23 protein-coding genes and 2 pseudogenes are annotated in these 22,897 nt (G+C 67.9%); 11 read left to right on the top strand and 14 right to left on the bottom strand.

Annotation, left to right across the window (positions count from 1 at the left end; translation table 11 throughout):
- Nucleotides 1–105 (bottom strand): annotated as a pseudogene (locus tag PMI12_RS29340) (ABC transporter permease); the annotation flags it as partial.
- Nucleotides 106–450: 345 nt separating this feature from the next.
- On the opposite strand from PMI12_RS29340, the gene PMI12_RS27800 reads away from it, so the two are divergent.
- The 3 genes from PMI12_RS27800 (at nucleotide 451) to PMI12_RS04845 (ending at nucleotide 2,396) form a co-directional block, all read left to right on the top strand.
- Entirely contained in the window at nucleotides 451–828 is a 378-nt protein-coding gene (locus PMI12_RS27800; protein ID WP_007829699.1) for a hypothetical protein, read from the top strand.
- Between the two features lie 513 nt (nucleotides 829–1,341).
- Nucleotides 1,342–2,058, top strand: coding sequence for a hypothetical protein (locus tag PMI12_RS28635; protein WP_007829697.1), 717 nt, complete (start codon nucleotides 1,342–1,344; stop codon nucleotides 2,056–2,058).
- A 2-nt stretch (nucleotides 2,059–2,060) separates the two neighbouring features.
- The gene (locus PMI12_RS04845; protein ID WP_007829696.1) at nucleotides 2,061–2,396 is read left to right on the top strand and encodes a DUF2645 family protein; all 336 of its coding nucleotides are present in this window, start codon (nucleotides 2,061–2,063) and stop codon (nucleotides 2,394–2,396) included.
- Nucleotides 2,397–2,604: 208 nt separating this feature from the next.
- On the opposite strand, the gene PMI12_RS04840 is transcribed toward PMI12_RS04845, so the two are convergent.
- Nucleotides 2,605–3,432 carry an ABC transporter permease gene (locus PMI12_RS04840; RefSeq protein WP_007829694.1) on the bottom strand — a complete coding sequence of 276 codons (828 nt, stop codon included), beginning with the start codon at nucleotides 3,430–3,432 and terminating at the stop codon, nucleotides 2,605–2,607.
- Between the two features lie 118 nt (nucleotides 3,433–3,550).
- On the bottom strand, nucleotides 3,551–4,498 hold the full coding sequence (locus PMI12_RS04835) for an ATP-binding cassette domain-containing protein (RefSeq protein ID WP_007829692.1): 948 nt from the start codon (nucleotides 4,496–4,498) through the stop codon (nucleotides 3,551–3,553).
- Between the two features lie 185 nt (nucleotides 4,499–4,683).
- On the opposite strand from PMI12_RS04835, the gene PMI12_RS04830 reads away from it, so the two are divergent.
- Genes PMI12_RS04830 through PMI12_RS04820 form a run of 3 tightly spaced genes read left to right on the top strand, consistent with a single transcriptional unit; the run spans nucleotide 4,684 to nucleotide 6,781 of the window.
- Nucleotides 4,684–5,526, top strand: coding sequence for a hypothetical protein (locus PMI12_RS04830; RefSeq protein ID WP_042672835.1), 843 nt, complete (start codon nucleotides 4,684–4,686; stop codon nucleotides 5,524–5,526).
- Nucleotides 5,523–6,203 (top strand): hypothetical protein, encoded by a 681-nt coding sequence (locus tag PMI12_RS04825; protein ID WP_007829690.1) that lies wholly within the window; start codon nucleotides 5,523–5,525, stop codon nucleotides 6,201–6,203. The genes PMI12_RS04830 and PMI12_RS04825 overlap by 4 nt, the downstream gene beginning before the upstream one ends.
- Nucleotides 6,204–6,253: 50 nt before the next feature.
- Entirely contained in the window at nucleotides 6,254–6,781 is a 528-nt protein-coding gene (locus tag PMI12_RS04820; protein WP_007829689.1) for a hypothetical protein, read from the top strand.
- 12 nt (nucleotides 6,782–6,793) lie between these two features.
- Here the strand turns inward: PMI12_RS04820 and PMI12_RS04815 are convergent, their stop codons facing one another.
- Nucleotides 6,794–7,684 (bottom strand): LysR family transcriptional regulator, encoded by an 891-nt coding sequence (locus PMI12_RS04815; protein ID WP_007829688.1) that lies wholly within the window; start codon nucleotides 7,682–7,684, stop codon nucleotides 6,794–6,796.
- A gap of 115 nt (nucleotides 7,685–7,799) precedes the next feature.
- Between PMI12_RS04815 and PMI12_RS04810 the strand changes: the two genes are divergently transcribed.
- Nucleotides 7,800–8,450, top strand: a complete 651-nt coding sequence (locus tag PMI12_RS04810) for a glutathione S-transferase family protein (RefSeq protein ID WP_007829687.1) — start codon at nucleotides 7,800–7,802, stop codon at nucleotides 8,448–8,450.
- Nucleotides 8,447–9,448 carry a pyridoxamine 5'-phosphate oxidase family protein gene (locus tag PMI12_RS04805; RefSeq protein ID WP_007829685.1) on the top strand — a complete coding sequence of 334 codons (1,002 nt, stop codon included), beginning with the start codon at nucleotides 8,447–8,449 and terminating at the stop codon, nucleotides 9,446–9,448. The genes PMI12_RS04810 and PMI12_RS04805 overlap by 4 nt, the downstream gene beginning before the upstream one ends.
- Here the strand turns inward: PMI12_RS04805 and PMI12_RS04800 are convergent.
- Nucleotides 9,406–10,590 carry a cytochrome P450 gene (locus tag PMI12_RS04800; protein ID WP_007829683.1) on the bottom strand — a complete coding sequence of 395 codons (1,185 nt, stop codon included), beginning with the start codon at nucleotides 10,588–10,590 and terminating at the stop codon, nucleotides 9,406–9,408. The genes PMI12_RS04805 and PMI12_RS04800 overlap by 43 nt on opposite strands.
- Nucleotides 10,591–10,672: 82 nt before the next feature.
- Here PMI12_RS04800 and PMI12_RS04795 point away from each other — a divergent pair, with 82 nt between their 5' ends.
- Entirely contained in the window at nucleotides 10,673–11,365 is a 693-nt protein-coding gene (locus tag PMI12_RS04795; RefSeq protein WP_007829681.1) for an ArsR/SmtB family transcription factor, read from the top strand.
- Between the two features lie 12 nt (nucleotides 11,366–11,377).
- Here PMI12_RS04795 and PMI12_RS04790 read toward each other — a convergent pair whose 3' ends face one another.
- The 8 genes and pseudogenes from PMI12_RS04790 to PMI12_RS04755 all read right to left on the bottom strand — a co-directional run bounded on the left by PMI12_RS04790 (nucleotide 11,378) and on the right by PMI12_RS04755 (nucleotide 19,502).
- Nucleotides 11,378–12,385, bottom strand: a complete 1,008-nt coding sequence (locus tag PMI12_RS04790; RefSeq protein ID WP_007829680.1) for a Bug family tripartite tricarboxylate transporter substrate binding protein — start codon at nucleotides 12,383–12,385, stop codon at nucleotides 11,378–11,380.
- A 111-nt stretch (nucleotides 12,386–12,496) separates the two neighbouring features.
- Nucleotides 12,497–13,507, bottom strand: a complete 1,011-nt coding sequence (locus PMI12_RS04785) for a Bug family tripartite tricarboxylate transporter substrate binding protein (RefSeq protein ID WP_007829678.1) — start codon at nucleotides 13,505–13,507, stop codon at nucleotides 12,497–12,499.
- A gap of 125 nt (nucleotides 13,508–13,632) precedes the next feature.
- Nucleotides 13,633–15,150 carry an AMP nucleosidase gene (locus tag PMI12_RS04780; RefSeq protein WP_042672838.1) on the bottom strand — a complete coding sequence of 506 codons (1,518 nt, stop codon included), beginning with the start codon at nucleotides 15,148–15,150 and terminating at the stop codon, nucleotides 13,633–13,635.
- A gap of 117 nt (nucleotides 15,151–15,267) precedes the next feature.
- Entirely contained in the window at nucleotides 15,268–15,816 is a 549-nt protein-coding gene (locus tag PMI12_RS04775; protein WP_007829673.1) for a TIGR00725 family protein, read from the bottom strand.
- Complete coding sequence (locus tag PMI12_RS04770; RefSeq protein ID WP_007829671.1) at nucleotides 15,767–16,588, bottom strand: ABC transporter permease; 822 nt, start codon at nucleotides 16,586–16,588, stop codon at nucleotides 15,767–15,769. The genes PMI12_RS04775 and PMI12_RS04770 overlap by 50 nt, the downstream gene beginning before the upstream one ends.
- 5 nt (nucleotides 16,589–16,593) lie before the next feature.
- Entirely contained in the window at nucleotides 16,594–17,673 is a 1,080-nt protein-coding gene (locus PMI12_RS04765; protein WP_007829669.1) for an extracellular solute-binding protein, read from the bottom strand.
- Between the two features lie 22 nt (nucleotides 17,674–17,695).
- Nucleotides 17,696–18,720 (bottom strand): annotated as a pseudogene (locus PMI12_RS04760) (ABC transporter ATP-binding protein).
- Entirely contained in the window at nucleotides 18,717–19,502 is a 786-nt protein-coding gene (locus PMI12_RS04755; RefSeq protein ID WP_007829666.1) for an ABC transporter permease, read from the bottom strand. The pseudogene PMI12_RS04760 and the gene PMI12_RS04755 overlap by 4 nt, the downstream one beginning before the upstream one ends.
- 169 nt (nucleotides 19,503–19,671) lie before the next feature.
- Here PMI12_RS04755 and PMI12_RS04750 point away from each other — a divergent pair, with 169 nt between their 5' ends.
- Together PMI12_RS04750 and PMI12_RS04745 are read left to right on the top strand one after the other, a co-directional pair.
- On the top strand, nucleotides 19,672–20,586 hold the full coding sequence (locus PMI12_RS04750; protein ID WP_007829664.1) for a LysR substrate-binding domain-containing protein: 915 nt from the start codon (nucleotides 19,672–19,674) through the stop codon (nucleotides 20,584–20,586).
- Between the two features lie 54 nt (nucleotides 20,587–20,640).
- Entirely contained in the window at nucleotides 20,641–21,537 is an 897-nt protein-coding gene (locus PMI12_RS04745) for a ketopantoate reductase family protein (protein ID WP_007829662.1), read from the top strand.
- On the opposite strand, the gene gorA is transcribed toward PMI12_RS04745, so the two are convergent.
- Nucleotides 21,534–22,892: a glutathione-disulfide reductase gene (gene gorA, locus PMI12_RS04740; protein WP_007829659.1), complete on the bottom strand. Its 1,359-nt coding sequence runs from the start codon at nucleotides 22,890–22,892 to the stop codon at nucleotides 21,534–21,536. The genes PMI12_RS04745 and gorA overlap by 4 nt on opposite strands.
- Nucleotides 22,893–22,897 lie beyond the last annotated feature (5 nt).

Genomic DNA, 22,897 nt, shown 5'->3' with positions numbered 1-22,897 from the left:
GTTCGCTGGCCATTGGTCCATGAACAGCGGCCGCACCAGCGCCACCGCGTTGGTCAGCGGCAGCCACGCCGCCACGGCCCTCACCGCCGAGGGCAATTGCTCCACAAAGTGGGGAGACAGGGTTGACGCACACGACTGATCGACGATAGGCGACCGTCATGGAATTGGCCGCTCCCGACAGGCACTCAGCGTCCCTGGCAGGAGTTGCCCAAGACGGGACAGCAGCAAGTCAAAGGCACGCTCAACGGGAGGCCCTACACGTTCAGCCTCACGCACGGCAAAGGCCACGGAGAAGGGATCACGTCTACGCATTCATCGAAGCGCTGGGCGGCATCTGGTACATCGATACAGGCGAGGGCTATCTGAGTGAAGGGGCGCAGGTCGAATTCACAGGTGGATCTGCATCGGACTGACCAAGGGCTGGATCACCTTAGGGGCCAATGTCCGACTATGACTGATGCACCAAAAACGCTCGATCACGAGGAAGTCCGCACGGCCCGTCATGCCCTGTTGGAGGCGCCGCACATTACTCCGCTGACGGCCTTCGTGCGGCAGCTGCGCGATAAGCCGGAGGGACCTTATGCAGAGCCCTATTTCGACCCATGCGACGGAGGCACAGCCGCCGAGTGTCTCTTCCCGCTCGAGGCACCTGGACCGCGTGCGATCAAGTCTGGTTCTGTCTCGCGCAACAATCCGGACGAGACTGCAAAGAACTTCTTCGTACTCCACCAGGAAGCTGGCATCGACCGCACGCGCACGATTGTTTGGAACATCGTCCCGTGGCATGTCGGCAACGCCCAGCAGAGCAAGATCTGGCCGGTGACCTGAGCGGACCTTTCCAAGGCACGCGGTGCTCTGGAAGCAGTGCTGCTTCATTTGTCGGCATTGCGCTTCATTGTTTTGGTCGGTCGCGAGGCCGCCTTGGCTAGCGAATCGATCGGCCAGATCGCCCTACGAGCCCAGCTGTTCTTGATGCCGCATCCAAGTCCCAGCAATGTCAACCGCAGACTATCGGACCGTCGCGAAATCGCTGCTTCGCTGTGCAGGTTGAGGGAAAGGCTCAACGCAGTGTGAGCATTCTTCTGTTCCGCCTGGAGGCAGCAAAACGCCGTATCCGTGCAATCCATCACTCTCCGGACGGTCCATGGCCGTGCGAAAGATAACTCTTCACCTCATTTGCAGGCAACGCGGCCGCACATAATGAATCGGGCGCCTTCCAACATCAGAGAGTCCGGGGTCGAACCTGATGGCGTGGGGACGAAATCGTTTCTTCGCATGCGGGGGATCTCGTCAGAGCAGCTATCCACCGGACTGATGCCTCGGACACATAGGGAGAAAAATATGAGTGGCCGTGAATTCTGCGCACCAGACAATTCCAACTATCCGAAGTGGTCAAGTTGGGATGTCTTCAAATGGCAAGCGCTCTCTGAGAAGTTTGGTGGCGGCCGCGCGTACCTGACCGCCTATAAGGACGGCTGGGTTGTCTACAACAAGAACCGAATCGTCGAGATCGCCAAGCAAGAAAAGATACCGCCTGCCCTCCTCGCATCCGTCGCATGGGCCGAAGTGGGGGGCAAGCCCGATGGCACCAAGAAACCAGTATTCTTCGAACGATCCTTACAGACTTGGTTCAATCAAAGGGGCGGCGCGCCAGGCATTTATGACAAGCCGCCTGGAGGCACTTCCGTTGGCGCCGTCAGCATCCAAATGCGCAATGCCGCAAGAGAATTGGGCTTGTCCATCGAGGAAATGTCCTTCTCCGATCAGGTGGCCATGTTGAACTGCCTCAATACAGACGTCTTCAATCTGACGGTGGTCGCCAAGCATCTACGTGGCTTGGTCCTGCACGACTACCCGAGCGCAGGTACAGCCCATTTGACCGATGAGCAGTTCATTGCCGCGGGCGCGCGCTACAACCGGGGGACAACTCGCCCGCTGGCGGATATCACGAACTCGATCAAGCTCCCGCCGGGTGCCAGGGGCCGGGAATATTCAGAGTACGGACGCAGAATGATTGAGCATCGAGAGCATGTTTCACGCCTGCTCAACAGATTCTGAGCATGAAGAAACTTGGCGCGATCGGCATGTCGTTCTACGCACTTCTGTGCGTGGCAGTTATGTTCATGATGCCGATGAACGAGTACGAATGGATGCTCGACGATCCCAAGGCGCGCGCTGACGGCCTCACCTTTTGCGGGTTGCCCCTTGATGACGGAATCGACGCCAGAATCATCGCGCTCATCGTGCTGTTGCCCCTCGCTATCGCGGGCTGCGCGCTATCCGCAAAGAAGCGCCGGATTCATTACTCCGCCTGGCTCGCATTGGTGGTGCTATTGGTTTGGGGTTGGCGTTTTTTTGTCCACTACCCGCTTTGCCCCGGGCGAGAGGCTTTCTAGGAACATTGGACTCATCGTCCCGAGTACAACCTTCGGGGCAGTACGGTTGGGATGACGCCTTCCCCTCGTGCTAGAAATTCGCGATCAGCAACTTGCGCGACGCGGGCACGGCGACCAGTCTTCAGCTCCCGAGCGTTTCGGCAAGCAGCCTGAGTACGATGGAATCGGCGCCCGTGCGAGACCCAGCCCTGGGAAAACAAGAGAACAACTACCCCCGAAATCTCTTCCGAGTCAACGCCAGAGCCACCCAGAAAGCCGCAACCGCATACATAGCCAGCACCCCCGCATGCACCCACCAGTTCGCTGGCCATTGGTCCATGAACAGCGGCCGCACCAGCGCCACCGCGTTGGTCAGCGGCAGCCACGCCGCCACGGCCCTCACCGCCGAGGGCAATTGCTCCAGCGGAAAGAACACGCCGCTCAGGAACATCATCGGCGTCATGAACAGCGTGAAGTAGTACGTGAAGAAGTCGTAGCCCTTCGCCAGCGCATTGAAGATCAGCGCGATCGACGAGAAGGTGATGCCGGCGCCGACCAGCACCATCCACGCGACGACGAGCTTCGGGCTGTGGCTGATGCCCAGCCCGAGCATCACGAACAGGATCGCCGTGACCGTGAAGATCGACTTGAACGCGGCCCACAGCATCTCGGCCAGCACGATGTCGTCGAGACCGACCGGCGCGTTCATGATGCCGTCCCAGGTCTTCTGCACATGCATGCGCGAGAACGCCGAGTACAGGGCCTCGAAGCTCGCCGCGTTCATCGCGCTCATGCAGATCGAGCCGCTCGCCAGGAACAGGATGTACGGCACCTTCACGCCGTCGACCGACACCTGCCCCACCAGCGCGCCCATGCCGTAGCCGAAGGCCACGAGCCAGATCAGCGGCTCGGCGATGTTGCCTATCAGGCTCGGAATGGCGAGCTTGCGCCACACCAGCAGGTTGCGCAGGAACACGGGCCACCAGCGCAGCGAGAGTTCGGGCGCGCGCCACACGGAAGGCGCAGGCGGCGACGCAGCGGTCGCAATGTTGTTCATGATTTCCTCTCCATTTCAGGAATACCGCGGAACCGGCTTTGCCGGGCCGCTGGTATTGCCCCCGGCGAGGGGGTAGGAGGCCACACGAAGTGGGCAAGCCTGGGGGTGTGCCGCATTCTTAGCCGTCCTCCCGGATCTGCCTGCCGGTGAGCTTGAGGAACAGGTCCTCCAGGTTCGCGGGCCGATGAAAAGTGCGCAGGCCGCTGTGTCGCGTCAGCGCATCGAGCAGCCGCCGCGCGTCCTGCGTGTAGAAGAAAACGGTCTCCCCGCTGACCTCCACGCGTGCTGCCATCGCCTTCAGTTCGGGTGAGTCGGCCAGCGACAGCGCGCCGTTGCCGTACACCTCGACCACGTCGGGTTCCAGGTGCTCGGCGATCAGGTCGCGCGGTCGGCCTTCGGCGATCTTGCGGCCGTGGTCGAGCACCAGCAGGCGCGAGCACAAACGCTCGGCCTCGTCCATGAAATGCGTGGTCAGCAAGATCGACTTGCCCTGCTGCAGCAAGACCTGCAGCCGCTCCCACATGAGGTGCCGCGCCTGCGGATCGAGCCCGGTGGTCGGCTCGTCGAGCAGCAGCAGCCTGGGATCGTTGACCAGCGCGCGCGCCAGCGACAGCCGCCGCCGCATGCCGCCCGACAGTTCGCCCGGCTTCGCATCGGCCTTGTGCGACAGCGCCGCGAACTCCAGCAGCTGCGGCACGCGTGCGCGCACCTGCGCCTTGCCGAAGCCGAAATAGCGGCCGTACACCACGAGGTTCTCGGCGCAGCTGAAATCCGGGTCGAGCGTGTCGAACTGCGTCACCACGCCGAGCTGCGCCTTGATGGCCAGCGCGTCGCGCGGCATCTGCAGCCCCAGCGCGGAGATGTCGCCGCCGTCCGGCGCGGTGAGGCCCAGGCACATGCGGATGGTGGTGGTCTTGCCCGCGCCGTTCGGGCCGATCACGCCCAGGCACTCGCCGGGCGCGATCTCGAACGAGAGGTCGTCGACGACGGTGGTGCCACCGTAGCGCTTGTGCAGATGGCTGGCATGGAAGAGCGGAGACTGAATGGAGGATTGTGTGGGTGGCACGCGGCCATTCTGACGCAGCCGTGCCGCGGGCGCCCCATCGCTTCAATCGATGGACAACCGCGCGTGTTCGGGGCCACTACATGGCGGACGCGTCCGGCGGACCCTCGATAACCCGGGTCGAACCGTACGCCGGCGGCGGCACAATCGACGCCAAGAATGGCGTTTGTGCGGTGGGAGGCCCAAAGATGCTGCGTTTCTGGCTGGCGCTGCCGGTGCTGATGCTGTTCGGCGCCTGCGCACCTTTTCATCGGCCGCTGGCGGTTGCGGACCGCGACAAGGTTCAGGAAGTCGACCTGCGCGTCGTCGTTGCGCAGGAGAGCTTCATGCTCTCCGCGCAGCCCCCCGGCGTGAGCGCGGCCACGGGCGGCGGGCTGATCGGCGCGCTGATCGATTCGTCGGTGCAGCAATCGCGCCAGAAGGACATGAGCGCCGAGGTGCAGGCCATCGTCGGACCGCTGCTCGACTACGACTACCGCGTGGAGGCGGGCAAGGCCCTCGGCACGCTGCTGGCCGAGCCGAGTTCGTTCCCGCTGAAGATCCGCTCGTCGCAGGTGCTCGCGGCCATGCCGGCGAAGGTCGAGCATGAGGCCCGCATCGCCGCCACGAAGGCAGGTCCCGCCTACATGGTGCTGCTGCTGCAGTACGCGCTGGAGCCCGGCCTGGGCGCCTTCACCACGCGAACCTCGGCGCTGCTGTGGCAGGACGGCCGCAGCGAGCCGAGCTACCGCGCCGCCGCCATCTTCCAGACACCCATCGGCGGCACGGCGCGCGCCGCCGTGCTGCGGCGGCTGACGGCGAACGACGGGCAGGTGCTGCGCGGCGTGATGCGCGAGTCGATGGCGCAGACCCTGCATGTGGTGGCGCTGGACATCGCCGGCGCCCGCTCCGGCGGCGTGAAGACCGCGCGCTTCAACGTCAACGGCTCGTGGGTGACGCTGGCCGGCAAGGGCTTCGACGAGCAGCCGGGCCGCGTGCTGTTCCGCGACCAGGACGGCGCCATGTATTCGGTCAGGAGCGCCGCGCCATGAGGCTGTGCCAAGAACAACTCGCCGCTGCTGCATTCGCCGCGCTCTGCGCCCTGCCCACCCTCTCGCACGCTCTCACCGAGAGCGAGCCGCTCTCCATGGTCTTCGAGCCGGCGCCCGAACCGGCCGAGCGGCCCAACGGCGTACCGGCCGCACCGCTGCGGCTCGCGCGCGACTGCACGCTGTACCTGCCCGCGATCGAGGACACGCGCAGCAACAAGGCCAACGCCGGCAACCTCACGGTGATGATGCCGACGGTGCACGCCACGCCCCGGTCCGTGCAGTCGCTGCGCAGCGGCGACGCGACGGCGTGGACGCGCGGTGCGCTGCAGTCGCTGGGCCGCTATGGACTCCAGGCGGTGCCGGGGGCGCCGCCCGCAGGCGACAGTGGCGCCAGGCAGGCTGTGGCCGACGTTGCGCTGCGCCTCGCCCATGCGTGGTCGGTGAACCTGAACCTGGTTTCGCATGTCGTGCTCAAGGTGAGCTACCGCCTGCCCGGCGGCGGGACCGCCGCGCGCCAGTACCACGGCATGGGCACGCGCACCAACTGGACCAGCGCCAACGGCGAGTTCATGTCGGTGCTGAACCTCGGCCTTGAAGAAGCGGTGCGCGGCATGGCGATCGACGCCGCGTCGCTCTGCGACGGCAGGCCGCTGCCCGAGCCGGTGGGTGCGCCATGAAGCGCGCGTTGAAGCTGCACCTGACGTGCTGCGTTTTGCAGGAATCGCAAATGGCGGCCTTCGTCGTGGTGTGCGAGCAAGTCGGGCTCAAGCCGATGCTGATCGACCTCGCCCACGGCGAGCAGAAGCAGCAGCCCATCGCCACCGGCTGGCTTCGCGGCACGCTCGAGGAAGCGAAGGCCGAGGCCATGGCCTTGGGGCAATGGCTGGCGCGCGCGGGCATGGCGGTGCGGCGCGTGAAGATCGAGGCGTCGGTCCAGGGCTGGGAGCGGCTGAGCCAGCCCGACCAGTATTTCGAGTGGCGCGGCAAGCTGCTGCTGCACAACGCATCCGCGCTGCAGCACCTGTGCGAGACGCACGGTGCGCGGCTGTCGCGCAACAGCCTCATGGGCGAGACCGGCATGCGCTTCGTCACGCTGCGCAGCCGCGAGCCGCTGGCCGGGTTCAAGGCCCGGGTGGCGGCGCTGGCTGGCCAGCTGGAACGCGAAGGCTGGCTGCCGCTGAAGCAGGACAGCGAGATCTGCCTGCACGACAGCCGCGAATCGCTCGACGACGGCTGGCCGGGCAGCGCCGCTTGACGCCGCCCGGGCTCAGAGCCTGAGGCCGCTGAACTCCATCTTCATCCACTCGATGAACGCCCGCGTGCGCGCGGGCAGCAGCCGCGCGTTGGGATAGATCACGCTCACCGGCCGCGGCGGCGGCTCGAAGTCTTCGAGCACCAGCTTCAGCCGGCCCTGCGCCACGTGCGGCATCACCTGGTACGAGAAGAAGGTGCCGAAGCCCATGCCCGCCGCGCACGACTCGATGGCCGGGGCCAGGTGGTTGAACTCCAGGCGGTTGTTCGGCGTCACGCTGATCGTCTTGCCGCCGTCGCGGAACAGCCACTGCGCCGGTGCGTCGATGCGGCCGCGCACGCAGGGCGCACCGGCCAGGTCGCGCGGATGCCGTGGCGTGCCGTGCTGGGCGAGGTACGCGGGGCTCGCAGCCACCACGCGGCGGATGGTGCCGAGCGTCTGCGCCACCAGCGACGAATCTTCCAGCGGGCTGATGCGGATGCCCACGTCGATGCCCTCCTCGAGCAGGTTCACGGTGCGGTCGTACAGGCGCACGCTACAGCGCACCTTTTCGTGCCGCTGCATGAAGCGCACGATGGCGGGCGCCACGTACATGTGGCCGAAGAGCACCGGCGCGGTGATCGTGAGCTGGCCCGCCGGCTCGCGCGCCTCGGCCTTCAGCGCGAGGTCGGCGGCGTCGGCCGCGAGCAGCACTTCGCGCGCGCTCGGCAGGTAGTGGCGGCCTTCCTCGGTGAGCGACAGCCGGCGCGTGGTGCGATGGAACAGTCGCACGCCCAGGTGCGCCTCCAGCGCGGCGAGCGAGCGCACCACTGCCGGCAGTGAGCTGCCGAGCGCCTCGGCGGCGCGAGTCAGGCTGCCCTTGTCGGCAATCTGAACGAAGGTCTGCATGGCTTTGAAACGATCCATGGCGCGATTAAACCGGAAAACGCAGCAGTCAAATACCGAATTGGCTATTCATTCATCTGATGCAAGAGAGAACAATCCAGGCAACGCCCCCGCCATCCTCAAACAAGGAGTTCCCATGACCACCGCCCGCCCCGCCCAGCCCATCAAGCTCTACGGTTCCGCCATCTCGGGCCACGTGCATCGCGTGCGCCTGTTCCTCGCGATGCTCGGCCTGCCATTCGAGAACATCGAGATCGACATGCGCAGGCGCGAGAACCGCACGCCCGAATTCCTGGCGCGCAACCCCTTCGGCCAGGTGCCGGTGATCGAGGACGGCGAACTCGCGCTGGCCGATTCCAACGCCATCCTCGTTTACCTCAACGAACGCTATGCGCCGGACCCCGCACGCTGGATGCCGCGCGATCCCGTCGGTGCTGCGCGCGTGCAGCGCTGGTTTTCGGTGGCGGCCGGCCCGCTGGCCTACGGTCCGGCGGCGGCGCGGGTCATTGCGCTGTTCGGCCGCGACACCGACCCGGCGGAGATCGTCGCGCGTTCGCATGCGCTGCTCTCGGTAATGGAAATGCATTTGCAGCAGCAGCCCTTCCTCGCCGGCCACGACGCAACGCTCGCCGATATCGCGAACTACGCCTACGTGGCGCATGCACCCGAAGGCAGCGTGTCGATCGACGCCTATCCGAACCTGCGCGGCTGGCTCGAACGCGTGGAAGCCCTGCCGGGGTTCGTGCCGATGGTGCGCACGCCCGTCGGGCTCGGGGCGGTTGCATGATCGCCGCGCCGTTCCATGCGGGCGAGCGCGCGATGCAGGCCCTGGCAGGCTCGCGCGAGCAGATGGAGGTGGCGGGCCCGCGCGTCATTCGCGACTACATGCCCGACCAGCACCGCGAATTCTTCGGGCTGCTGCCGTTCCTCGTGATCGGCAGTCTCGATGCGGAACTACAGCCGTGGGCCAGCGTGCTCGCGGCGTCCGCCGGCTTTGTGCATTCACCCGATGCCACGCACCTGCGCGTCGATGCGCTGCCGGCGGCGGGCGATCCGCTCGCCGGGCAGCTGAAGCAGGGCGCCACGCTGGGCCTGCTCGGCATGCAGCCGCACACGCGGCGGCGCAACCGCATGAACGGCACGGTCGAGGCGCTCGATGGTTCGGGCTTCATGGTCGCGGTGCAGCAGAGCTTCGGCAATTGCCCGCGCTACATCCAGGCGCGCGAGCCGGTGTTCGCATCGCCGCGCGGCGATGCGGCGCCGCAGGTGCAGTGGCTCGACGAACTCGACCTGGCGGCGCATCGCCTGATCGGCAGCGCCGACACGCTGTTCATCGCCACCGCCTATCCGAACGAAGCGGCGGCGGGCGATGAGGCCGATGCGAGTTCGCACGGCGTCGACGTGTCGCACCGCGGCGGCCGTCCGGGCTTCGTGCGCATCGACAACGACCACGAAGGCGACGTGCTCACCGTGCCGGATTTCAACGGCAACCGCTTCTTCAACACGCTCGGCAACCTGGCGGCGCATCCGCGCGCGGGGCTGCTGTTCGTCGACTTCGACAGCGGCGACCTGCTGCACGTGGCGGTCACGGCAGAGATCGTGTGGGACGGTCCCGAAGTGGCCGCGTTCGAAGGTGCGGAGCGGCTGATGCGCTTTCGGGTCACGCACGCCCTGCGTCGTCCGGCGGCGTTGCCGCTGCGCTGGGGTGATGCACAACTGTCGCCCCACCTGGCGGGCACGGGTCAGTGGAACACGGGGATGCGCCCATTGACCGACGGCCGATAGCTCCAGCCGCGCACGCGCTGCGCATCGAGGTCGGCTGCATGGCGCGGCAGCAGGGCACCGAGGCTGGCCGCCGCCAGCGTGCAGGCCAGCGCCTGCCCCGGACACGCGTGCATGCCGTGGCCGAAGCCGAGCATGCGGCGGCGGGCGCGCACGGGCATGAAGCGATCGGGGTCGGGGTTGAGTGCCGGGTCGCGGTTGGCCGAGGCCAGCAGCACCAGCACCGCATCGCCGGCCGCCAGCGGGGTGCCGGCGATCTCGACGGCCTCGGCGGCAAAGCGCCGCGTGTTCTGCACCGACGGGTCGTGGCGCGCGGTCTCCTCGACGATGGCTTGCAGGCCGTCGCGCGTGCGGGTCGACGCACTCGGCAGGGAAGGCTCGCGCATCATCGCGATCAGGCTGTTGCCGACCAGGCCCGCCGTGGCGTCGCAGGTCTGCGAGAGCAGGCCCGCGAGGTTCGCGAGCAGAGAGCGCGACACGCGCGCATCGCCCGCGCTCTCGGCGAGCACAGCCGCGAGCAACGTGCCGTGCCGCGGCGGCGCGACCGCTGCCAGCATTTCAAAGCGCGCCATCAGTTCGCCCGCTGCGGCGCTCGCACGCTCCAGCTGCTCGGGCGTGGACAGCGGCGACAGGCAGGCCACGAAGTCGCGCAGCCACCGGTCCACCTGCGCCAGCGCATCGTCGGCAAAACCCAGCAGGTGCGCGACGGCCTGCACGGGCATCGAGAACAGCGTGTCGGATAGCGGCTGCTGCCCGGGCACGCGCTGCGCCACCCGCAAGGCGGCTGCATGCACGGCATTGAGGTCGAGGCCGGTCAGCGCTCGTTGCAGCGCAGGCCGATGCGCCTGGTGCGCCGCGCCGTCGTTCATGCGCACCAGATGTCCGAACACTTCGCCGGCCGCGCTGCCCGCGATGGCGCGCGGCACCGGCTCGGCGGCCGGCCGCACGCGCAGCGCGCCATGCGCGAGCAGTACCTGCTCGATGACATCCGCGCGGCTTGCGACCCAGAGGCGCAGTTTCTCGTTCCACGCGAGCGGCGGGCCGTCGCGCAGGGTGGCGTAGCAGGGATAGGGGTCGGCATGCGTGGCGGCTGCGACCGGGTCGGCGGGCATGCCGATATCGACGGGGCGGTTGCTTTCGTTCATGGCCGCAGTGTGCGATCGAAGCCGCCATCGCACTTCGCCCGCGAACGAAGTGTCGGATGCAGCGCCGTTCTACGATGCGCGCATGGACTCCATTTCCTCCTCCGCCGATTTCCAGCTGGCCCGCCTGGCCGGCGCCATCGCCGAACCGGCGCGCGCCCGCATGCTGAGCTGCCTGATGGACGGCCATGCACGCACCGCCACCGAGCTGGCCACCGTCGCCGAGGTGGCCGCGTCGACCGCCAGCGCGCACCTCGCGCGCCTGAAGGACGAGCGGCTGGTCCAGCTGCTGGTGCAGGGCAAGCACCGCTACTTCCGCCTCGCCAGCGACGACGTCGCCGCCGCGCTCGAAAGCCTGATGGTGGTGGCCGGCACGCCGCGCACGCCCGGATTCGAGCCGAGCACGCCGAGCCGCCTGCGCAGTGCGCGCACCTGCTACGACCACATGGCGGGCACGGCGGGCGTTGCGCTGCACGACCGGCTGCATGCCCAGGGCTGGCTCAGCGGCCTGCAGAGCGGCTCGTACGAGCTCACGCCCGAAGGCGCGATCGCGCTGGAGAGCCTGGGTGTCGAGGTCGATGCGGTGCGCCGCTCGCGCCGGCGCTTTGCCTGCGCCTGCCTGGACTGGAGTGAACGCCGGCCGCACCTGGGCGGCGCATTGGGTGCCGCATGGCTGCAGCTGTCGCTGCGCCGGGGATGGGTACGGCAGGAGCTGGACGGGCGGGCGCTCACGCTCACGCCGAAGGCGCAGCGCGAGATGCCGGAGCTTTTTTCTTGAAGCGCCGGGCGATCAGGCTTTGAGCTTGAGCAGGTAGATCAGCGGGCCGGCCATCGCCGTGTCGAGTTCGAGGAAGCTCTCGAAGTCCTTGCCCGCCATCCAGTACGCGTCCCAATTGCTGCGCTTGATGGTCTTCTGCCAGAGTTCGGCCATGGTGGCGCGGCGCACGGCTTCGAGCAGCACCGCGCGGCGCTCGGCCGGCACCTTCTTGCCGGTGAGCACGCCGCGCCAGTTGGCGAGGTCGGCGTCCACGCCCTGTTCGCGCACTGCCGGAATGCCCATGAACGAGCGCTTGGCCGATACGCCGATGGCGCGCAGCTTGCCGCTGGCCAGGCCTTCGCTGAATTCGCTGTAGCCCGAGATGCCGGCGGCCGCCTTGCCGCTTTCCAGCGCCTCGACCACCTGCGCACCGCCGGGGTACGGCTGGTAGACCAGCGCGGCCGCATTGCCGGCCACGCGCGCCAGCATGCCGGCGTACATGTGGTCCACGCCGCCGGCCGAGCCACCGGCGATGACCGTCTTGGCGGCATCGGCGCGCAGCTGCGCGATCAGGTCCTTTGGCGTCCTGATGGGCGAGTCGGCCTTCACCGCCACCACCTCGTAGTCGCTGGTAAGCCGCGCCACCGGCGCGAGCTGCGCCATGGTGACAGCGGGCTTCTGCAGCGCCACCGCGCCGACCATGACCATGCCGCTCATCAGCAGGGTGTCGGGGTCGGCGTCGTATTTTTCTACGTACTTCGCCAGGCCGATGGTGCCGCCCTTGCCGCCGATGTTCTCGTAGGCGACATCGCCCACCGCACCCGACGCCACCATCGCGGCACCAAGCGCGCGGCCGGTCTGGTCCCAGCCGCCGCCTTCGTTGGCGGGAATCACGATGCGCAGCTTGGGGATCAGCTGCGGTTCGGCCGCGCCAGCCAACCGGGGCCAGAACGCTTCCGGCACCACGCCCGCGACGACGGCCGATGCCAACCATGCAGCGAGGCTGCGGCGAGAAAAGCCTGCTGGCACGGGATGCGGCATTTTGTTTCCAGTTGTCTATAAAGGTAACTGGATGATGTCCGAAAAACGAGCAGCCTCCTCGGGTTTTACATCTAGGGAAAACCCTTGGAGTTGAGTGGCGGCCGTTGCCCCTCAGGCTTTCAGCTTGAGCAGATAGATCAGCGGACCAGCCATCGCCGTGTCGAGTTCGAGGAAGTTCTCGAAGTCCTTGCCCTCCATCCAGAAGGGGTCCCAGTTGTTCTGCTTGATGGTTTTCTGCCACAGGTCGGTGGCGGTGGCGCGCCGCACCACCGTCAGCAGTGCCGCCTTGCGGTAGGGCGGTACCTTGCGGCCGGTGAGCACGCCACGCCAGTTGGCGAGATCGGCATCGACGCCCTGTTCGCGCACCGACGCAATGCCCTGGAACGGCCGCTTCGACGACACGCCGATGGCGCGCAGCTTGCCGCTGGCCAGGCCTTCGCTGAACTCGCTGTAGCCCGAGATGCCCGCCGCGGCCTTGCCGCTTTCCAGCGCCTCGACCACTTCGGCGCCGCCGGGGTGCGCCTGATAGACCAGCGTCTGCGAGGCGTCGGCCACGCGCGCCAGCATGCCGGCGTACATGTGGTCCACGCCGCCGGCCGAGCCGCCCGCGATGACGGTGTTGGCCGCATCGGCGCGCAGCTGCGCGATCAGGTCCTTGGGCGTCCTGATGGGTGAATCGGCCTTCACCGCCACCACCTCGTAGTCGCTCGTGAGGCGGGCGATGGGCGCCACGTGGGCCATGGTGACGGCGGGCTTCTGCAGCGCCACCGCGCCGACCATGACCATGCCGCTCATCAGGATCGTGTCGGGGTCGGCATCGTATTTCTCGGCGTACTTCGCCAGGCCGATGGTGCCGCCCTTGCCGCCGACGTTCTCGTACACCACGCTGCCGACCGCGCCGGAGGCCAGCATCGCGGCACCGAGCGCGCGGCCGGTCTGGTCCCAGCCGCCGCCTTCGTTGGCGGGAATCACGATGCGCAGCTTGCTGCTCACGGGCGCGTCGGCGGCGTGCGCGGCGCGCGGCCAGAGGGCGGCATGCCCTCCGCCGGCTGCTGCGGCCGAGGCCGCGATCCATGCCGAGAAGCTGCGGCGGGAGAGGGGAGCGGAAGGCGACTGGGGCATCTTTTTTCCGGTTGTCTGTAGGGCCAGCCAGATGATGTCCGCGAAACGCGGCGATCCCGCGCCGCGGCGGGCAGGACAAACCCTGAGGCCCGCGCTCTCCCAGGGCCCTGCTGGAGCCCTTCTTCTTACTGGAATGCCACCTCGTCGAAGCTGCGCAGCTTGCGGCTGTGCAGCCGTGTCGAGCCTTCCGCGCGCAGGATGTCGATGGCGCGCATGCCGATGCGCAGGTGCTGCTCCACGCGCTCGCGGTAGAAGTGGTTGGCCATGCCGGGCAGCTTGATCTCGCCGTGCAGCGGCTTGTCGCTCACGCACAGCAGGGTGCCGTAGGGCACACGGAAGCGGAAGCCGTTGGCCGCGATGGTTGCGCTTTCCATGTCGAGCGCCACCGCGCGGCTCTGGCTGAAGCGGCGCTGCGGCTGGTTGCCGGGCAGCAGCTCCCAGTTGCGGTTGTCGGTGCTGGCCACGGTGCCGGTGCGCATGATCTTCTTGAGGTCGGGGCCTTCGTAGCGCGTGATGTCGGCCACGGCTTTTTCCAGCGCGAGCTGGATTTCCGACAGTGCCGGAATCGGCACCCACAGCGGCAGCTCCTCGTCGAGCACGTGGTCTTCGCGCACGTAGGCGTGGGCCAGCACGTAGTCGCCAAGCTGCTGCGTGTTGCGCAGGCCGGCGCAGTGGCCCAGCATCATCCAGGCATGCGGGCGCAGCACCGCGATGTGGTCGGTGATGGTCTTGGCATTGGCCGGGCCGACGCCGATGTTGACCATGGTGGTGCCGCTGCAGTCCTCGCGCACCAGGTGGTAGGCCGGCATCTGCGGCAGCCGCGGCGGCGCGGTGCCTTGGCTGCCGTCGAGCAGGTGGCCGTAGGTGCTGCTCGAACCGGCCGGCAGCCCGCGCCGGCGCGTGACCACGTTGCCGGGCTCGATGAAGGCGACGTACTCGCTGTTCTCGTCGGCCATCGCCTCGTGGCCCAGGCGCACGAACTCGTCGATGTAGAACTGGTAGTTGGTGAACAGCACGAAGTTCTGGAACCACTCGGGCGCGGTGCCCGTGTAGTGGCGCAGGCGGTGCAGCGAGTAGTCCACCCGCGCGGCCGTGAACAGCGACAGCGGCTGCGCCTCGCCATCGCGCGCCTCGTAGGTGCCGTTGGCGATGCCGTCGTCCATCACGCCCAGGTCGGGCAGGTCGAACACGTCGCGCATCAGGGCGCGGCGCTCGGCGCTCATGGTGCCTTCGATGTGGTCGTTCTCGGCAAAGGAGAAGTGGATCGGAATGGGCTGCGTGCTGGTGCCCACCTCGAGCTCGACCTGGTGGTTCTCCAGCAGCAGTCGGAACTGGTCGAGGTAGTACCGCGAGAACAGGTCCGGCCGCGTCAGCGTGGTCTCGTAGCGGCCGGGTCCGGCGACGAAGCCGTAGCTCAGGCCGGCGTTGGCAGGCGGCGTGTGGCGCGAGACGGTGTGGGTGTGCACCCGCACGAAGGGGTAGCAGGCCCGCACCCGGCCCGGCAGCGCCTCGCCGGCAACGAAGCGCAGCATCGATTCGCGCAGGTGGGCGAGGCCGCCCTGGTAGATGGTCTTGACCTGTTCGAGTGCGGCGGCGGCGTCGGTGAAGCGGGCGGGGGCGACGAAGGTGGGCATGTAGGGCATGCCTGTCATTGTGCAATGCCTGCGGTGTTTGCCTTGGGACCGCGTTGGGGTGCGTTGTTCAGGGCGCGCTCACGCCGACGGGGTGCCTTGCTCCGCGAATGTCCCCTGCACGGCCTCTCAAGCCAGCAGGCAGCCCAGCACCTTGCCCAGCATGTCGTTCACATCCGCAGCCTGCACCGCGCCCGGCAGCTCGATATCGCCGTGCATCACGAACACCGGCTTGCCCCACTTGAGCCCCATCGCCATCTCCGACAGCGTGCCCATGTTGCCGCCGATGGCGACCAGGCACACGCCGCTGCGCGCGACGATGCCGTTGCGCATCTCGCCCATACCGGTCGGGATCGCCACGCTGAGCCATTCGTTGGCATTGCGGTCGTCGTCCTCGGGCAGGATGCCCACGGCGATGCCGCCGGCTTCCACCGCCCCGCGCGAGGCGGCGGCCATCACGCCGCCGCGCCCGCCGCAGACCACTGCCATGCCCGCGCCGGCCAGTGCGTGCGCCACGGCATAGGCCGCCTCGCACTCTGCCGGGCCGCCGTCGCCGGGACCGATGATGGCCACCGGCTGGCGGTGGCGCGCCGGCCCCCACTGCTTCTGCGCCAGGCGCGTCAGCGCCTCAGTGACCGGCGCCGACAGCACCGTGCTCGCGCCTTCGCGTAAAGACATCGCCCACTCCCATCACGATCACACACACCACCATCAGCACCAGCGACAAGGCCGCCGCCACCGCGAAATCGGAACCGCCGTCGCCCACCTGCGCGAGCAGCATCAGCGGCAGGATGTTGAGCTGCGTGCCCACCAGCGCCAGCGCCGTGCCGTAGGTGCCCATCGCTATCGCGGCCACCATGCAGGCGTTCGACAACACCGAGGGCAGCACCTCGGGCACCACCGTGTCCCGGAAGGCGCGCGAGCGCGAAGCGCCCAGCGTGCGCGCCGCCTGCGCCGGGCGCAGGTCGAGGTTCGCGAACACCGGGTACAGCGACAGCGCCACGCGCGGAATCAGGTAGTAGGCGTATGCAAAGCCCAGGCCCGACACGCTGTAGATCCAGCTGCCGATGGCCGCCGGGTCTGCGCCCAGGCCCGCGAGCAGCTGCGTCACGAAGCCGGCGCGACCGAAGGCCAGGATGAAGCCGTAGGCGATCACCAGCCCCGAGAAAGCCAGCGGCAGGCCCAGCAGCGTCATCATCCATTGGCGCCGACCCTCGGGCTGGCGAGCGAGTTCGATCGCGATGCAAGTGCCCACCAGCGCCGACATGAGACCCGCCGCGAGCCCGAGCGCCAGCGTGTTGCGCAGCGCGCCGAAGAACAGCGGGTTGCCGAACAGCCGGCCGAAGGCGCTGCCGCCCTCGCCGAAGGCCTCGGGCAGCAGCGCCGCGAGCGGCACCGCGAAGAACAGCGCCATGAAGGCCCATGCGGGCCAGGCGCCAAAGCGTCGCATGCTGATTACTTCCCCAATGCAGCCTGGGCCCAGAGCTTGTCGACCTCGGCCTTGCGCTCCGACGCCTTCACCACGTCGAGCGGGCGGATCTGCGGCGCGGCCGGCATCTTGGCCGCGACATCGGCCGACAGCGGCGTACCCGGCACGGCGGGCCGCACGAAGCCCTGCGCGAACAGCGACTGGCCGGCCTCGCTCATGATGAAGTTGAGCCACAGCTTGCCGGCGTTCGGGTTCGGGCCGTTCTTCACGAGGCTGATGGCGTAGGGCGCGGCCACGCTGGCTTCCTTCGGGATCACGACTTCCACCGCGTCGCCCATGCCGTCGACGTGCTTGGCCTTCAGGCCGTCGTTCTCGTAGCTGATCCACACGGGGATCTCGCCCTTCAGGAACTTGGCATACGGCGTGGTGCCTTCCACGCGCAGCACGTTGCCGGCCGCATGCAGCTTGCCGAGGTAGTCGGTGCCGGGTTGCACGTTGTCGACGCTGCCGCCGTTGGCATACGCCGCCGCGAAGGTCAGCACCTGGCCGATGCCGGTGGAGCGCGGGTCGAGGTAGACCACCGTGCTCTTGAACTCGGGCTTGAGCAGGTCGGCCCAGCCGGTGGGCACGGTCTTCACCAGTTTCTTGTTGACCAGGAAGGCGATGTTGAGCGTGTGGATGGTGAACCAGCGGCCCTCGGCCTCGCGGAACACGGGCGGCAGCTTGTCGAAGTTGACAGGCTTGAAGGGCGCGACCACGTCCTTCTTCGCGGCATCGACGGCCGAGGCCGCGAAGTAATAGGCGGTGTCGGCCTGCGGGCGGCGCTTGGTCTTTTCGAGTGCGACCACAGTGGCGGCGGAGCCGATGTCGTTGTAGGTCAGCTCGATCTCGGGGTAGCGCTTCTTGAAGTCACGGAACAGCGACTTCCAGTTGGCCCACTCGGGGCCGGTGTCGAAGGAGACGCACAGGCCTTCCTTCTGCGCCTCGGCGTACAGCGCCTTCTCGCCCGCGTAGAGCTCGGGGCCGTCGAAGGCGAAGGCGGTGCGTGCCGCGAGCGTGGCCAGCGGCAGTGCGCCGGCGGCCTGGATCAGATGTCTGCGTTGCATGGTGGCTCCTTGAAGGAAAAGGTCAGTGGTCGAGTAAACGGAGGTGTTCGGGCGCGATGGCAATGGCTTCGTTGGCCGGCGCGGGCGACTCGGCGAGGAAGGGCTTGGGCGCTCCCTGCACTTCGAAGTCGTAGCGCGTGAGCGCGCCCAGGTAGCGCTGTGCGCCGGTGCGGCCCGCGAGGCGGTTCATGGCGTTGGGCGCCGGGTCGGGCTGGATGTGCTCGGGGCGCACCAGCACATGCACCGGGGTGCCGAAGGAGCGGCTGCCCGTCTCGGCGAAGAGCTCGGCAAAGCCCAGGTCCAGCCGGCCCGGCGAGGCCACCTTCGCGGGCAGGATCGTCGAGAGCCCCACGAACTCGGCCACCGCGCGGCTCGCGGGGTTCTCGTAGATGTCGCGCGGCGTGGCGATCTGCAGCAGCCGGCCGTCTTTCAGCATGGCCATGCGGTCGGCCATCACCAGCGCTTCTTCCTGGTCGTGCGTGACCAGCAGCGTGGTCGCGTTGAAGCGCTGCTGGATCGAGCGGATCTGGTCGCGAAGGTGGCCGCGCACGCTGGCGTCGAGCGCCGACAGCGGCTCGTCGAGCAGCAGCGCACGCGGGTCGATGGCCAGCGCGCGGGCAAGGGCCACGCGCTGCTGCTGCCCACCCGAGAGTCGCGCCACGGCGCGCTGCGAGAACTCGCCCAGCCCCACGATGTCGAGCAACTCCTGCGCGCGCTTGCGCCGCTCGGCCGTTGCCACCTTGCGCAGCTTGAGCCCGTAGGCCACGTTGTCGAGCACGCTCAAATGCGGAAACAGCGCATAGCTCTGGAACACCATGCCGATGGCTGGTGCACCGGCGTGCGCGACATGTCTTCGCCGCCGAGCATGATGCGACCGGTGTGGCCCGTCTCCAGGCCCGCCACCAGCTTGAGCAGCGTCGACTTGCCCGATCCGCTGGGCCCGATCACCGCGACCAGTTCGCCGGTACGCACGTCGAGCGACACGTCGTGCAGGCCGTGCGTGCTGCCGGGGTAGTTGTAGCTGACGTTGTCGAACAAGAGGCTCATGCGCGCTGCTTTACAAGGGAAGAAGAAAGAAGCGCCGACGCGCTGGCCAGCACAAGAAGGATCACCGTGGCCGCGCAGGCAAAGCCGGTGGCGCCGTAGAAGGCCTGCAGCAGCACGACTGGGTAGGTGCGGTTCTGGAAACTCGTGAGCAGGTTCGACACGCCGAACTCGCCCACCGATATCGCGGCCACCATCACCAGCCCGCTGATCAGGCTCTGGCGCAGGCTCGGCAGCACGATGCCGGTGAACTGCTGCCAGCCCGAGGCGCCGAGCGTGGCCGCGGCCTGCTCGAGCCGGCCCAGGTCGAGGTGGCGCAGGTCGGTCAGCAGCGTGTTGGTGAGATAGGGCAGCGTGAGGATCGCGTGCGCCGCGATCAGCAGCGGCATCGAGCCCAGCCAGGGCGCGAGGTCGGTGTTGAACACGATCATGTAGCCGAAGGCCAGCGTGATGGCCGGCACCGCCACCGGCGTGGCGCTCACGATCCGCGCGGCGAGGCTGCCGCCGCGCCGCGCGCCGTGGTACAGCGCATAGGCCAGCGGAAGCGCCAGCACGGTGTTGATGGCGCAGGCCGCCATGGCGACCACGAGGCTGCTCACGAAGGCCTTGCGGAAGGAGGTGTCGAGCCAGAGGTCGAGATACCACTGCCCGGTGATGCCCGTGGGCAGCAGCGTGTTGGTCCAGTTGCCGCCCACGCTGCCGACGAGCAGCAGGGCGATGGGCAGCAGCAGGTACAGGCCGTAGATGAGCGAGATGCCGCGAACCAAGGTTGTCTCCAGTATCATTGGCACCCGGCATACTTTCCGGATGCGCTACTGTCTGCGCCGGCCATGCCGCCGCGATGCTTCGAATTCTAGGAAGCGCATGCGAACTTATGGGTGAAAGTTGGATGACGACACTTGAGCAATCGGAAAGCGTTTTTCATTCAGCTTTCATCAACCGGAGCCATGCAGCATGAAGCGTGACTGCCCCACCATCCAGGAGCTGCTGGCCTTCGACGCCGTGGCGCGCCACGACAGCATCACGCTCGCGGCCGGCGCCCTGTGCATCACCGTGAGCGCGGTCAGCAAGCAGATTGCGGGGCTCGAAGCTTTCCTCGGCCGCGAACTGCTGCAGAAGAACGGACGCGGCGTGCAGCTGACCCCCCAGGGGCGCGTGTACTGGCAGAAGATTTCGGGTGGGCTGCGAGCGATTGAAACGGCGACCTTCGAGGCGCGCTCGGGCGATGCGGGCGCCGGACTTCTCACGCTGGCGAGCGTGCCCACCTTCCTCACCAAGTGGCTGATTCCGCGCCTGCCCGCCTTCAGCCAGAAGAGCCGCCACGTGATGCTGAGCTTCAGCCGCCACCTGGAGCCGAGCGACGGCATTCCGGCCGGCGTGGACGCCGCGATCCGCTACGGCCCCGACGGCTGGCCCGGCGTGGTGTCCGAATACATCGCGGGGCGCGAGTTCGTGCTGATCGTGGCGCGCTCGCTGGTCGAAGGGCGGCACCGCATCGCGCAGCCCGCCGACATCCTCGGCCACACGCTGCTGCACCACGAGGGCGCGCCGACCGCGTGGCGCCAGTGGGCCGCGCAACACGGCGTGCCGGAGGTGCAGACCGTGGCCGGCCCGCGCTTCGCGCAGTACTCCGCGTTGATCCAGGCAGCGCTCAACGGCCTGGGCATCGGCCTCGTGCCCAGGCTGCTGGTGCAGGAAGAACTGGCGGAAGGCTCGCTGCTGAGTCCCTGCGGCATGCCGGTGAGCGTGAACCAGGGGCACTATCTCTGCTATCGGCCGGACCGGCTCGACCTGCCGGCGTTCGTGGCGTTCCGCGAATGGCTGCTGCAAGAGGGCGCGGCCTCGCGCGGCGTGGAGGCCGAAGCATGAAACGGCCGTGTTGAGTAACCTCGTGGTCCGAACAGACAACGAAGGACACGATCGATGAAAGTCGCAGTCATGGGCGCCGGCGCAGTCGGCTGCTACTACGGCGCCATGCTGGCGCGCGCCGGACACGAGGTGGTGCTGATCGGGCGGCCCTCGCATGTGGAGGCCGTCAACGCCAGCGGGCTTCGGCTGGAGACCAAGGCCTTCGACGAATTCGTGAAGGTGGCAGCCAGCATCGAAGCCAGCGCAGTGCACGGCGCCGACCTCGTTCTGTTCTGCGTGAAGTCCACCGACAGCGAATCGGCCGCCGCGCAGATCAAGCCGCACCTCTCTCCCGGCGCGCTGGTGCTCACATTGCAGAACGGCGTGGACAACGACGAGCGCGTGCGCCCGGTGCTGCCGTCGAATGAGGTTGCAGCGGCCGTGGTCTACGTCGCCACCGAGATGGCGGGGCCGGGCCATGTGAAGCACCACGGGCGCGGCGAACTGGTGATTGCGCCTTCGCGCGTGAGCGAACAGGTCGCTCGGCATCTGGCCGCCGCGGGCGTGCCCACGCAAATCTCCGACAACGTGCGTGGCTCGCTGTGGGCCAAGCTGATCCTCAACTGCGCCTACAACGCACTGTCCGCCGTTACGCAGCTGCCCTACGGTGTGCTCGTCAAAGGCGAGGGCGTGGCCGAGGTGATCCGCGACGTGGTGGCCGAATGCCTCGCCGTCGCAAAAGCCGAGGGCGTTGTGGTGCCCGGCGACACCGACGCCGCCGTGCGCGGCATCGCGCAGACCATGCCTTCGCAATACTCGTCCACCGCGCAGGACCTCGCGCGCGGCAAGCTCAGCGAGATCGACCACCTCAACGGCCTGGTCGTGCGGCGCGGCGAGGCGCTCGGCGTTCCCACGCCGGCGAACCGCGTGCTGTTCGTGATGGTGAAGCTGCTCGAAGGCAAGCAGCGCTAGCCTGGCATCGGCTCGCGCATCGTCACGAACTCCTCGGCCGCAGTCGGGTGTATGCCGATGGTGCTGTCGAACAGCGCTTTCGTCGCACCCGCGCGCATCGCCACCGCAAAGCCCTGCACCACTTCGCCCGCGTCCGCGCCCACCATGTGCAGGCCCACCACGCGGTCGGTGGCCTTCTCGACCACCAGCTTCATGAAGGTGCGCTCGGTGCGGCCCGACAGCGTGTGGCGCAGCGACTTGAACTCGCTCGAGAACACCGTGACCTCGCCGAACTTCGCGCGCGCTTCGAGTTCGGTGTAGCCGCAGGTACCGATGTTCGGGTGCGTGAACACGGCTGTGGGAATGAACTCGTAGTCGAGCCGGCGCTTGCCCTTGCCGAAGAGTTCGTCGACCACCACCATCGCCTCGGCCAGCGCCACCGGCGTGAGCTGCACGCGCGTGGACACGTCGCCCACCGCATGGATCGACGGCACCGAGCTGCGGTAGTGCGCATCGACCGCGATGGCGCCGCGCTCGTCGAGCTTCACGCCCGCCGCCTCGAGGCCGAGCCCCTGTGTGTTGGGCACCCGGCCGGTGGCGAAGAGCACCGTGTCGGCCTCGATCTGCTGGCCGCGCGCCAGCGTGACGGCAAGCCCGTGCGGCCCGCGCGTGACCGAGGTGGCTTCGCAGTTCAGCCGCACGTCGACGCCGGCCTTGCCCATCTCGTTCGCAAGGAACTGCCGCACGTCGTCGTCGAAGCCGGTGAGCAGGTGCGCGCGGCGGTGCAGCTGCGTGACCTGGGCGCCGAGGCCGTTGAAGATGGATGCGAATTCACAGGCGATGTAGCCGCCGCCCACCACCAGCAGGCGCTTGGGGAAGGGGTCGAGGTCGAACATCGCATCGGAGCTCACGATGTGTTCGCGGCCCGGAATGTCGGGCACGTAGGGCGTGCCGCCGGTGGCCACCAGGAGGTGACGCGCGGTGTGGCGCTTGCCGTCGACTTCCACCGTGTGGGCGTCGGCCAGCTGCGCCCAGCCGGTGACGAGCGTGACGCCCGCGTTCTTCAGCAGCGAGGCATAGATGCCGTTGAGCCGCGTGATCTCTTTTGCGCGCTGCGACTTCAGGTGCGCCCAGTCGAACTGCGGCGCCTGCGGCAGCTTCCAACCGTAGCCGGCGGCTTCCTCGAACGATTCGGCATAGCCGGCGGCGTAGCTGTAGAGCTTCTTCGGTATGCAGCCCACGTTGACGCAGGTACCGCCGAGTTCGGCGGCCTCGGCGATGGCGACACGCGCGCCGGTTTGCGCGGCCATGCGCGCGGCGCGGACACCGCCGCTGCCGCCGCCGATGACGAAGAGATCGAAGTCGAATGTGGGCATGAAAG

It is taken from the genome of Variovorax sp. CF313 (assembly GCF_000282635.1).
Taxonomy (GTDB): Bacteria; Pseudomonadota; Gammaproteobacteria; order Burkholderiales; family Burkholderiaceae_C; genus Variovorax.
The sequence above is the reverse complement of the archived record's forward strand: the minus strand, read 5'-3'. Positions and strand labels throughout refer to the sequence as shown.